Raw genomic sequence first — 12,895 nt, 5'->3', positions numbered from 1 at the left:
CGGAGTACTCCTTGTAAAGTACTGTGGTATTTCTCCGGATAGTACTGGAGTACTCCTTACAAAGTACTGCGGTACCTCTTAGGCAGTACTACAGTACTTCTTGCGAAGTACTGAGGCGAGGCTTACTGATGAGGAAGCAATTCCACTATCTTTTCCAAAAAGATCTGATCAGTCTCATCGAAACTATCCGGTTGATCACTGTCTATATCAAGGACAGCGATTACCTTATCCGCCCATATCACGGGAACTACGATCTCAGAGCGTGACGCCGAGCTACAAGCGATATGTCCCGGGAAAGCGTCTACGTCCGGTACGATGATCGTACGGGTCTCCTTCCAGGCCGTGCCGCAGACCCCTTTTCCGTATTTGATTCGTGTACAGGCGATAGGGCCTTGAAAAGGCGCTAATACCAACTGATTGTCTATGACCCGGTAGAAACCTACCCAAAAGAAACCGAAAGTCTGCTTGAGTGCTGCGGCGATGTTCGCCATGTTAGCGATTAGGTCGGTCTCGTTACCTACCAATGAGGCGATTTGCGGGAGCAATGTCTCATACATCTCCTGTTTATCACCGTTTTTAATCCGTAGTTCCTCTGCCATATTTAAACTATTATAAGGTTGCGAATATACGAAACTTGTTTACATATGAATGATTTTTGCAGAAATAACTAAGCGAAATTATATGTCAGAGTCAGTGACTTTAAAAAGTTATTTTTACGAAGTACTAATCCCTTCGTCGCAGAAGAACACTTCAAGTCCCATAGAAGATATACTTCATCACGTAAGTAAGTATATCTTTTATGAAAAAGCTTGCGCTTTACAAATGTTTCAATCCACGCACCCACACGGGGTGCGACCGGCAACAACGGGGCTAACGGATTACCGGCTCAATTGTTTCAATCCACGCACCCACACGGGGTGCGACCCGCTTATCAAGACTTGATCATACCCGACTCTGAGTTTCAATCCACGCACCCACACGGGGTGCGACAATCCGGAACGTGTCGCCGTAAATAATGTACGTCGGGTTTCAATCCACGCACCCACACGGGGTGCGACTTGCTCAAATTGCCAATCTGTTTAATGAGTTGTTCGGTTTCAATCCACGCACCCACACGGGGTGCGACTGACGAAAACGCTGTTATCGGTAAAAAAACTGGTGTTTCAATCCACGCACCCACACGGGGTGCGACCCAAAGATACAACACTAAGATCATTATCCCTTATAGGGTTTCAATCCACGCACCCACACGGGGTGCGACCGTTACCATTACGGATTACCCCACTACAAACGGGGAGTTTCAATCCACGCACCCACACGGGGTGCGACATCGTAATTGCCATTCTCATCTGCTACGAACATCATGTTTCAATCCACGCACCCACACGGGGTGCGACAATAGATATTCTGGTTTAGCGATCTCCGTACATAAGTTTCAATCCACGCACCCACACGGGGTGCGACCGACCGGGCATATCATACACCCAGTAATCCGGTTGTTTCAATCCACGCACCCACACGGGGTGCGACTCCCTCCTGTATTATGACATCCCCATCCTTATCCGTGTTTCAATCCACGCACCCACACGGGGTGCGACTGCGATATAGGATCACTCCCACTGTATAGGAATTGAGTTTCAATCCACGCACCCACACGGGGTGCGACAAATGGCTCTGTTACATCATTAGCCCATGAGAACTGTTTCAATCCACGCACCCACACGGGGTGCGACGATATAGAGTAACATGGAAATAACAGAGAGATTGAGTTTCAATCCACGCACCCACACGGGGTGCGACATCTAACATTGGACGCACGCCTTGATCGTGCGGCTGTTTCAATCCACGCACCCACACGGGGTGCGACGATCTTGAAAATCTATTCAAAGATCCCCGATTTGTTTCAATCCACGCACCCACACGGGGTGCGACTTCCACGGAGATATACGATGAGGCAACCTTTACAGAAGTTTCAATCCACGCACCCACACGGGGTGCGACATGCTTCGATGAGTTTATAGTTACCAAGCAAAAAAGTTTCAATCCACGCACCCACACGGGGTGCGACTGTTTAAGGGCGGGGATGAACCGGTAGGTATCATGGTTTCAATCCACGCACCCACACGGGGTGCGACCAGACTGTTGTTTGACACAAATATATAATCTCAAAGTTTCAATCCACGCACCCACACGGGGTGCGACTGCCCTCAAGAAATCCAGCGTGTCGGACTCCAAGATGTTTCAATCCACGCACCCACACGGGGTGCGACGTGTAATAATTTTTCTCGATATAGTTCCTCTCCATGTTTCAATCCACGCACCCACACGGGGTGCGACATACGGTGGTGGATGGTTGTCATCCCTTCCGGCGGTGTTTCAATCCACGCACCCACACGGGGTGCGACCTCGTCCGCTCGTCCACCCGGTCCACCGGGTTCTCGTTTCAATCCACGCACCCACACGGGGTGCGACTCTGATAATCAACATATTGTATAAATTGGGAATTATGTTTCAATCCACGCACCCACACGGGGTGCGACGACACGTTGAGGCTGGAGGATGGACAATCCTTGAGGTTTCAATCCACGCACCCACACGGGGTGCGACCCGCCCACATCCACGAAACGCTCACTGATATACCCGCATTCAATCCACGCACCCACACGGGGTGCGACTTCCACATCCTCCACCCCATTACGGGTAACCTTGGACATTCAATCCACGCACCCACACGGGGTGCGACCCCTGTATAAAGTTACATATTATAAGTCAATAAATTAGACCTATTAATATGCGAATTCTCATTTTTATTTCAGCTTAATGGCTGCAATCGCCTTAAAGACGGGTTAATCTGCTAATTATTAAGGGGTGCGAAAATACTACTTTTTTCGTAATACTCTACATTCGCATAAATTATATGATAAGAGCATTATTAACTTTGTAAGCAGTTTCAACACCTATCACTTTTACCCTTTTATTCTCGTTTTTATTGAGAATATAAAATCTAACGCTATCAAGAGACATATCAATAATACGCTTGATTCGTTCAATCAAGAGACAATATTGTGCTTCTGTCACCTCACACTCAAAGACAGAATTCTGTACCCTTTGGCCATAATCTATGCAAGCCTTAGCCACATGTCGTAGGCGGCGAGCTCCTTCTTTGCTCGTAGTATCCACATCATAAGTCACAAGAATATGCATAATCGTAAATCATTTTATTAGAAATACCGGATAATTATCAATATCTTGCCTGATATATCTTGCCATCAACATGGCCTGTACATAAGGCAGAAGCCCTATCTCTATTTTTTCATTAAGATAAGGATGGATTATCACCTCCCTTTTCCTTGCCTGCCATGCGGAAATAAATGTCTTTTTCCCTTTATCCGTCATAACAACCCCATTATCACCTTGAAACAAAAAATCCTTGGATGTTATCTGTCTTTTATTAATCAACGACAAGACAAAACGATCACCAAGATAGGCTCGCAATTCTTCCATCATATCCAATGCTAAGGATGTACGTCCCGGACGAAGTGTATGGAGAAATCCTACGTATGGATCAAGGCCAACTGTTTCGAGTGCGGCAGATGTATCATTAGCAATCAAAGTATAAGCAAAAGACAACATGGCATTCACTGCATCTTTAGGAGGACGGCGATTCCGGCCATGAAACGGGAAATCAGCCTTCTGATTAAGTATCAAAACAGGCAACACTTCAAAATAGGCATTTGAAGCCATGCCTTCATACCCTATTAGGGTCGTCTTATCTTGGGTCGCCAAAGCTTCACGCTTGGCATGTTCCAACACTTGTACCGCCCGATTAATGTTTTCATTCTCTCCATAATCACGAATATATCTCTTTAATATATTACGATAGTTTTGAATCTTACCACCAATCATCAGTCGTGCCACATGTAATGACCAGGATTCATCATCCGACAATTGATATTGTCTCTTGCGTAACAGTACATTCCCTTTCGTTGCGCTCTGTACCCTGCTGATAAATCTGCCATGAGGAGATAGGAATGTAAGTGATATGCTATTGTCACTGCACAATTTCATCACGCCCGGACTTGCGCCCATATATCCGAACGTCACAATGCCTTCTATGTTTATCGCAGGAATACGGAACACTTCCTCTTGCTTGACTGATACTACGACATTCTGCCCATCCTTACTCAGATAGGCTTCAGGTGTCGTCACATACAAAGTATTCAACAATTTTCTCATGTATATAAGTGTTTATTGAGGTAAGTATCTACCGTGGTACAATTCTTGGCTATCGTCGGCATACAGATTTCTTTCAATGAGCATTTGTCGCAATGTCGTTCATATTTTGCTTTTGGGATAACAGCCTTACTGAATATTTCATGCATATCCCTGGCGCATTGTCTGACGATATTGCGCAACTCATCTGTTATAGCCACCTCTATCCGATGACGAAGTTCTCCATAAAAGAACACACCGTAGGGTATATGGATTGCGTACATTTCTTCAAGACACATTGTTTGTGCCGCCAACTGCACTTCATCCACTTCATCCTTTTTGGGTCTGCCATGCTTATACTCCACAGCCACCGGTCGCCAACGTCCTGGATATTTAGGATGCAAGATCGTATCTTCCAAAGATGGAGAAGGTAGCAACTCTATGGCATCGGAAATGCCATAGAGCCCCAACTCACGCGAAGCGATATTCACTGCACGCAATGTTATTTGATCTCCACATTTCTGTCTATAGAACGGGTCATCCACATGTTTATGCAGAATCTGTCCCTCTATGGTGAGACGGTTATCATCCCATTGCTGCTCAATGTGAATCAAAGCCCATTGCCGGGGACAGAACCTGAAGTGCTGAATCCCCGACAACATGAGCATATCGTCTTCGCTATACATTGTCTTTTGTTTTATATCAGTTCCTCTACAGTAACATTTGATGGGACATGTTCCTTGTCTATCGTGACATGGTAATCACCGAATGAACGTGGTGCTCCATCGCACACCTTCTCTACCTTAACCAAGTCAAATAGTTTGTTGGCAGGGGCATTACCCAATACAGAATCATGTTTGAAAACAATCAATTTCTGTGCACTCATCAATCCGCGTGCAGCCGAACGATCCATATCGAACATGTTCTTCAGGGCTTCCCAGAACAGCGCAAGGTCTTCTTCTGAAAAGCCTGTTTGTTGGGCAAGGTTGGCAGAAATGAAGCCGTGACAGATGTAGAGACCGTAAGGTACGGTAAATTTCCGTCCTTGTATTCCTACCTGCGATTCATATGTTTTTTCTTCATCACGAGCTGCGCATACAGTTAATGCATGCTCTTCAGAAACAACCATATCTTTTGAACGGGCAAACGTCATCTGAACCGCTCCTCTTACTTGTCCAGCATTCGCTCCTGTTGAAAGGACAGCGCCAAAGGTCCTAACATCAAAGAAACGTTTACACATAGCTTCTCTACCTGTAGATACTTTATCAGCAGGGGCTTTTCCCTTTTCAAGTTTTATACCAAGGTCTTCATACGTCTTACGAATTTCTCCGTTAATAAAAACCTCTTCGCCCGAAAATTCCTTGGATTTAACAAGTATATCGTTACCAACTTGTCCGGATTTTGCTACTTGCACATAATTGCGTACTTTGCGTTTAAGGCAAACATCTGTAACAAGCCCCATACCTGTTTCGGCATCCACACGAGGAAGATTACCTGCATCTGGGTCTCCATTCGGGTTACCGTCCTGTACATCAAAGATGTAAATGAAATCGATTCTGTTTTTAATTTCTGACATAACTATATGTTTTTAATTGTTTGTTATTACTCTTCTGTTTCTTTGTATTCTCTATGATTTTTCTGATGATAATAACCGAGGAAAAATCGTCCTTGATCATTCAGATCTAATGTGTTTGGAAAATCGTGTATTAAGGCTATAATCTCTTTCTTTTGATTATCAAAAAAATTAGCAAGCCCTTTCTTATCTTTTAATAATTTACTATAATGACTATTTGACAATTTAAGAATTGTCGAGAATACAGCTGATGGAGTTGCTGAAGCAGCGTTCATATAACTTGAACGAATAGTATCTTGTTTATTTGCTGCATATTGGAGGTTTTCTAATACAGCAAACAGCCTTCCACAAAGATACCCTTGATTTTGATTTTCTTTGTCTAACATAATATCGAGTTTTTTATTGTTGTTATTATCATTTAATCGATTAAGATAAGCCTTGATGATGGCTGCACGACCAATGTTGACTGATTGTTCAGCACGTGTGCGGCGAATGCAAGCCTGAAACAGAGAAGCCGGATACGGAAGTCCTTGGAAGATGCTTTTCACTACAGCATCTGGAAGATTGGGCGTAGCATCGCTTGACTTCCCTCCAAGAGTAACATTTCCGAGGATGGAATGTAATCCTACATACGGTTTCTTGTCTTTACGTGTATCAACAATCTCCATATCTGCGAAATGTTTACTGATTAAGCCGGCAAACTCACGCAATGGCAATTCATTCCAATACACCACCGCTATTCGGGCTGAATTGGGAGCCAAACCTAATATAAAGAATTTGTCATCTTTGTTTGCGAACAATACTCCGTTATAGATAGACTTGAATGTACGTCGCACCAATTCTATGCTCATGTTAGGATCATCGTTTTCTTCTGTACGCCCCAACAAAGCAAACAAACTATCTTCAGATTTCTTTGCAGCCTCACTATCAGAAGAAGCCCAAAACAGGTATGTGCGTGAACCTACCATAAATTTATTATGCGAATCAGAACGCAATAAATGATTCAATGCTGTAGTATAAGCAAATTCAGCCTCTTCAGATATAGGAGCATTATGCCCCTTTGACTTACCATACGAATCATATCCGGAATTGACTTGAAAAGCGACAAGTTTAGCTGTAGCCTGACTTCCCGGAATCATTGTAGCGGTTGTAACCTCTACGGTTTTTGAATGTTTGCCTATTACTAAACAAAGACCTCCACCAACATCATTACCACCCGATTCTAAGTTTATTAGTTTGCGCTTAGAAGCCACTATTTCCGTATCTCCTTCTATAAGAAAAGAGAAAGTGGAATATTTTTTATTGAGATTCTTGTTTATATCATCCCAAAGAGAATCATTCTGCATGGCTTCAACTATATCTGAAGGCTCTTGTTGATAAAACGCATAAACAGCCTGCATGGTTTCATTATCTGAAAACATGTCGTATATTTCTTCAACCTTCGCTTTGAATGTATCAAAATACTTGCGCATGCTTTCCATGTCCCCTTTGTCGGAATAACCAAATACATATTGGCTATTGTCGTACAAATAGTTTGCAACAGGGGCACTTGAACGACCTACACTCTTCTTAACAAGAAACTGTTGCGCAGACTTTTTGTCTATACGCCTGTCTTCAAAACGTAAGAAATTACCACACTTATCAATAACGATGATAAAACCTATTTCCTTTAACTCCATTCCCATAATGGGTAAATTACCACTCCGATGGTAATAATCATACAATGCTTTTAGTATCATCTCAGCACCTCCTCGCTATCTTTATCTGGTACGACAATCACACCTTGCTCCATTCTTACACGATAAAACATGGCATTAGGTTTCTGTACATTCCCTTCAAAATCCATATCATAAAGCATGATACCCAAATCCCTATCTTCAGCCAAAGGAGGGGCAAGTTGTTCCGTATTATCAATATACTTCCAATTTGCAGCAAACTCACGGCAACCAAGATACGGCTGGGTGAAACATTGTCCTTGCGATGCTCTGCGTTCAAACATCTGATAATATTTCATCGGATTCTCATCATCACTTGGCTGATGTTTGATAAAAGCCTCCTTTGGTCGATCTTTTACCGGAATAAAAACCAGCTTTGCGTGAATACGATAGCGCACACCTTGCAAAAGCAAAGAATTCTTCTGTTGTCGTTTATCTTCAATAAAGATTGAGGACTTACCCGCCAATGCTCCTACCTCATTTCTCCTGATGGTAGTCCACTTGATAGGATTAAGAACTTCTATTTTCGTCACTTGCCAACGCATGGCATAGCGTTTGAAAAGTATTGCTTCAAAAATGGCACGTGCCGCAGAAGGTGTAATAACATCATAGCTCACACGCTCTACTTTCAATTCAGGGCGACTGAAACAAGCCCAGTCACCCCATACTTCCAAGCAATATTCTTTATCTGTATAGTCCATATTATTCATTTATTTTTATATCATTAATAGCTCTTCCATCCAATGGTTGTCAAGGCTAAGACCCGTATTTTTGTCATACTGTACCCTGTCTGTCAACACATAGATACCCTCTAATACTTCTTCAATAGCACCATAGCTGACCAACTTGTCAAAATCGGAACTATGAACGCCTACTGTAAATTTAGCCAGTTGCTTCATCAAGGGATAGGTACAGCCAGATTCTTTCAGTTTTTCCACAAGCTCCATGCTGTTCCCCCAATTTACAATGATATTCATACAATCATCATCAATCAATCTGAACTTCTTTGATGCCGTTTCAAAACATAACTCATTAGGGTTATAAAGATAATGTTTCATATCCTTATCGTCAAACGTGTTTTTCCTGCAATACAACTGATAAAAATACTCTGTCATCGTAGAAGGGTCAAACCAATCACTATTTGCAGGCAAATTCAATCGTGCATTGTTTGCAGCCTTCATTGCCCCAAATGGAATACGTTTCTCTGCGGCGAGACTGAACACAAATGTGGTACCAACAGTATTTCTTCCTTCACGGTTACAACGCCCCGCTGCCTGTAAAATAGAGTCAAGACCTGATTCTTGCCGAAATACAACAGGGAAATCTATATCCACCCCTGCCTCTACAAGTTGGGTAGCTATTACTCTGACAATCGGATGTGATTTATCTTTCAGCAATACCTTGACCTTCCGTATGGTTTCACTGATATGGGCGGGACACATCATTCTCGATAGATGGAGCTTTATTCCTTCATTTGGTAAACGGTCATACAGTTCCTTGGCATCTTTTCGGGTGTTTACGATACACAATACCTTATTGTATATAGCAACTTTGGCGGCAATCTCATCGTATGTCTTTCCTGTGTTGTCTATTACTAACTTCACACGACGGAGCTTGTCATGCAGGGCAAACTCATTCGGTATGATTTCAGTAATATGGTCTATTCCCTGAAAATTGGCCTTAGGATTAGTTCCTTCTATCAGTCCGCTAAGTACCGGCTGACTGGCAGTGGTAAACAGTACCGACACTCCGAATATTTTCTGATATGCTTTAAGTGCATCCACTATCGGCTGTAAGAAATCAGTCGGCAATGTCTGCGCTTCATCCAAAATAAGAACTGAATTCACGATATTGTGCAATTTACGGCAATCGGACGGTTTGTTGCTAAACATTGACTCAAACAGCTGAACATTGGTCGTAACGATAATCGGATAATCCCAGTTTTCCGTGGCCAGCTTTGCCTTCTCACGTACCTCTTCATTCTTTATCTCATCAGGATTAAAGTTACTATGATGCTCCAGTACGTGCTCTTCGCCGAAGATTTCTTTCAAGAGGCCTGCCGTTTGCACAATAATACTAGTGTATGGGATGGCAATGATAATACGATTCATACCGTGATTTACAGCATGCTTCATGGCCCACAACAACGATGAAAGAGTCTTTCCGCCTCCCGTTGGTACCGTAAGGCTATAGAATCCTTTCTCTTCAGAAGAAGCTTTACGGCATCGTTCCTGTACTTTCTTGCGAATGTGGTTCACTTCTGTATCGGGTGCATACAATTGCAGTTCACGTAAATGCGCCTCCAATTTTGGCAATAAGTCAGTGAGTGTAGACGAGCATCCCCGTTTTTCCCACGATTCTACATCCATAAATTGCTCTGTATTGAGTCTGTCGGCATCCACAAGACAGGAAAAAAGCATGCGGGAAAGGTGATGAAAATGCTTCATGTCCACCTTAAGTTTAGAAAAAGGAGATTCAAGAAGTTCTTTTCTCAACTGGGGTATATTCAGAGCTATGTCCCCTTTGTTTATCTCTTCGGGAAGTTGCCTTTTCTCTATGACGCTCTCCGCATCTACATAATCATGTAGGCCTGTATGATGAGAGATTATCTGGTTGGCAAGAAGATTGAATACACTCTTCCCCATAAGGTTCGTTACCAATATTCCACCTACAAACGCATGATGATGCTCTCCATACGATTTTTCGTCAGTCACAGGTAGACCGCTTGTCGTACGGATATATTGCTGAAATGCATCACGCTCTTTTCCTTTGTCGTGAAGCATTCCAAGCGTATGCCCCCAAGATGGAAGTCCGAACAGTCCAGAAAAGGAGGTTGCCATTTCTGCAACACCCCTTTGATGTTCATCGTTGGTTTGTATTATCCATTTTCCATTTTCTTTGTTTTGGTATAAATGGGATATCAACTGTTTCTCTGTTTCCATTTGATTAGATTCATAAGGTTCCTTACAAAAGTAGGAAAATAAATCGAAATATCCGTATCTTCGCGGCATGACAAAACAAAATTCTCCATTGGTATTAGGGACCGAGCCTATCGGTAAATTACTTACGCAATATGCGATTCCTGCGATTATCGCAATGACAGCTTCTTCTTTATATAATATGGCCGATAGCATTTTTATTGGCCATGGAGTGGGGGCGTTAGCGATTTCCGGCCTAGCCTTGACCTTTCCGTTGATGAACTTGGCGGCCGCCTTCGGTTCGTTGGTGGGAGTCGGCGCCTCTACGTTGGTTGCCGTGAAGCTGGGACAGAAAGATTATGAGGGGGCGAATAAGGTGTTGGGGAATGTGTTGATCTTGAATGTGGTTTTGGGTGTCGCTTTCACGATCGCTTTCTTGTTCTTGCTTGATCCCGTGCTGTACTTTTTCGGCGCTAGTGAGAACACGATCTCATATGCCCGTGATTATATGCGGATTATTCTGTATGGCAATGTGGTTACGCATATGTATCTGGGATTAAATGCGGTCTTGCGCTCCTCGGGCTTCCCGAAGATGGCGATGTATGCTACGTTGGCGTCGGTCGTTATCAATTGCGCCTTGAATCCGTTGTTTATCTTTGGGTTTGGATGGGGTATAAAGGGGTCGGCTTGGACGACGGTGATCTCGCAGGTGATCTCGCTTACCGGGCAGTTGATTCATTTCTCGGGACCGAAACAACTCCTTCATTTCAAGAGAGGTATTTATAGGCTGCGCTCGGAGATCGTGAAAGGTATCTTGTCGATCGGTTTATCTCCGTTCTTGATGAACCTTTGTTCCTGCTTGATCGTGATCCTTATCAACCGGGGATTGAAAGAGCATGGGGGAGATATGGCGATTGGCGCTTATGGTATCGTGAACCGTATCGCTTTTCTTTTCGTAATGATTATCATGGGATTTAATCAGGGTATGCAACCGATAGCCGGTTATAATTATGGTGCCCGGCTCTATTCCCGGGTGACGGACGTGACCCGGCTGACGATGCGCTGGGCGGTAGGAGTGGCTACGCTGGGGTTCTTGCTTTGCCAGTTGGTGCCGTCGTGGATCGTCCATATGTTTACGAGTGACGGGGAGTTGATCAGTGCCGCCTCTTATGGCCTGCATATCGTCTTCGCCGTATTCCCGATCGTGGGCTTCCAGATGGTGGCGACTAACTTCTTCCTTTCCATCGGTATGTCTAAGAAAGCGATCTTTCTCTCCTTGACCCGGCAGATGCTTTTCTTGATACCCTGTTTAATCATCCTCCCCCCGTTATTCGGAACTCTCGGTGTCTGGATCAGTATGCCTATCGCCGACACGGTGGCGGCGATCGTGACGGCGATCGTGCTTGTGAAACAATTTAAACAATTCAAATATGGAACATAACGTGATATTACCTGCGGAATGGTATCCGCAAAGTGCCGTGCAGCTTACGTGGCCGCATGAGAATACGGATTGGGCCCCGATATTGGACGAGGTGATTCCTTGCTTCGTGGCTATCGCCAAGGAAGTGATCAAGCGAGAGAAGTTATTGATTGTTTGTCCGGACGAGACCGCCGTACGTGAACAATTGGGTGAGGTTGATTACGACCGTGTCATTTTCCGTGAGATGGATACGAACGATACGTGGGCACGGGATCACGGGGGAATTTCCGTCTTCGATGAGGGAACGCCCATGCTTTATGATTTCGTGTTCAATGGCTGGGGAATGAAGTTCGTCGCCAATCATGATAATTTGATTACCCGTAATCTTTGTCATATGAAGACCTTCTCCGACGAGGTGGTGCCCGCTAATATGCAACCTTTCGTGCTGGAAGGCGGTAGTATCGAATCGGATGGGAAAGGTACGTTGATGACTACCGTTGAGTGTCTGGCATCCGTAAACCGTAATGAGTATTTGCAACAAGAGGAATTGGAACGTTATTTGAAAGACATATTTGGCTTGGATCGTATCCTTTGGATTACCAGCGGTTATTTAGCCGGGGACGATACGGATAGCCACGTGGATACGCTCGCCCGTTTTTGTAGCGAGGATACGATCGCTTATGTCCGCTGCGAGGATGAGGAAGACGAGCATTATGAGGAACTGAAGGCGATGGAGGAGGAGATCAAGGAGTTTACTAGGGCGAATGGTGAGCCTTATCGTCTGATTCCACTTCCGATGGCCGATAAGGTGGAATGGGAAGGGGAGCGCTTGCCCGCTACCTACGCTAATTTCTTGATCATGAATGGGGCCGTATTGGTTCCGTTCTATGACTCACCGAAGGATGAGATCGCTAAAGCGGCTTTGCGGGAGGCGTTCCCGGACCGTGAGATCATAGGCATCAACTGCCTTCCGCTTATCAAGCAACACGGTTCCCTGCATTGTGTAACGATGCAGTATCCAGAAGGCTTTATCGAATAACAACTACAACCAATTAAA

10 protein-coding genes and 1 CRISPR repeat array are annotated in these 12,895 nt (G+C 44.1%); of the genes, 2 read left to right on the top strand and 8 right to left on the bottom strand.

The features are described 5' to 3' along the window. Positions 1 to 122 precede the first annotated feature (122 nt). The 8 genes from DWX33_RS00965 to cas3 form a co-directional block, all read right to left on the bottom strand. Positions 123 to 599, bottom strand: coding sequence for a GAF domain-containing protein (locus DWX33_RS00965; protein ID WP_005862159.1), 477 nt, complete (start codon positions 597 to 599; stop codon positions 123 to 125). Positions 600 to 824: 225 nt separating this feature from the next. Beyond that, positions 825 to 2,743: direct repeats of the CRISPR family, unit length 32 nt; unit sequence GTTTCAATCCACGCACCCACACGGGGTGCGAC. Positions 2,744 to 2,913: 170 nt separating this feature from the next. Then, positions 2,914 to 3,204: a CRISPR-associated endonuclease Cas2 gene (gene cas2 / locus DWX33_RS00960; protein WP_005856765.1), complete on the bottom strand. Its 291-nt coding sequence runs from the start codon at positions 3,202 to 3,204 to the stop codon at positions 2,914 to 2,916. 9 nt (positions 3,205 to 3,213) lie between these two features. Then, positions 3,214 to 4,236 (bottom strand): type I-C CRISPR-associated endonuclease Cas1c, encoded by a 1,023-nt coding sequence (cas1c, locus tag DWX33_RS00955; protein ID WP_005856767.1) that lies wholly within the window; start codon positions 4,234 to 4,236, stop codon positions 3,214 to 3,216. Then, positions 4,233 to 4,898, bottom strand: coding sequence for a CRISPR-associated protein Cas4 (gene cas4, locus DWX33_RS00950; RefSeq protein ID WP_011966346.1), 666 nt, complete (start codon positions 4,896 to 4,898; stop codon positions 4,233 to 4,235). Before cas4 ends, cas1c begins: the two co-directional genes overlap by 4 nt. 11 nt (positions 4,899 to 4,909) lie before the next feature. After that, positions 4,910 to 5,788, bottom strand: a complete 879-nt coding sequence (gene cas7c / locus DWX33_RS00945; RefSeq protein WP_122145536.1) for a type I-C CRISPR-associated protein Cas7/Csd2 — start codon at positions 5,786 to 5,788, stop codon at positions 4,910 to 4,912. Between the two features lie 26 nt (positions 5,789 to 5,814). Beyond that, entirely contained in the window at positions 5,815 to 7,524 is a 1,710-nt protein-coding gene (gene cas8c / locus DWX33_RS00940) for a type I-C CRISPR-associated protein Cas8c/Csd1 (protein WP_122379689.1), read from the bottom strand. Continuing rightward, positions 7,521 to 8,201: a type I-C CRISPR-associated protein Cas5c gene (cas5c, locus tag DWX33_RS00935; protein ID WP_011966343.1), complete on the bottom strand. Its 681-nt coding sequence runs from the start codon at positions 8,199 to 8,201 to the stop codon at positions 7,521 to 7,523. The genes cas8c and cas5c overlap by 4 nt, the downstream gene beginning before the upstream one ends. A gap of 15 nt (positions 8,202 to 8,216) precedes the next feature. Continuing rightward, a complete protein-coding gene (cas3, locus tag DWX33_RS00930) occupies positions 8,217 to 10,442 on the bottom strand; it encodes a CRISPR-associated helicase Cas3' (RefSeq protein WP_122379688.1) in 2,226 nt (741 codons plus the stop codon). A 67-nt stretch (positions 10,443 to 10,509) separates the two neighbouring features. Here cas3 and DWX33_RS00925 point away from each other — a divergent pair, with 67 nt between their 5' ends. Together DWX33_RS00925 and DWX33_RS00920 are read left to right on the top strand one after the other, a co-directional pair. After that, complete coding sequence (locus DWX33_RS00925; RefSeq protein ID WP_122379687.1) at positions 10,510 to 11,859, top strand: MATE family efflux transporter; 1,350 nt, start codon at positions 10,510 to 10,512, stop codon at positions 11,857 to 11,859. Then, positions 11,849 to 12,877 (top strand): agmatine deiminase family protein, encoded by a 1,029-nt coding sequence (locus DWX33_RS00920; RefSeq protein ID WP_122379686.1) that lies wholly within the window; start codon positions 11,849 to 11,851, stop codon positions 12,875 to 12,877. Before DWX33_RS00925 ends, DWX33_RS00920 begins: the two co-directional genes overlap by 11 nt. Positions 12,878 to 12,895: the final 18 nt, after the last annotated feature.

Origin of the sequence: Parabacteroides sp. AF19-14, assembly GCF_003635485.1 — a bacterium.
GTDB classification, from domain to species: Bacteria; Bacteroidota; Bacteroidia; order Bacteroidales; family Tannerellaceae; genus Parabacteroides; species Parabacteroides distasonis.
Note: the sequence above shows the minus strand (reverse complement) of the source record. Positions and strands in the feature narration are given on the sequence as shown.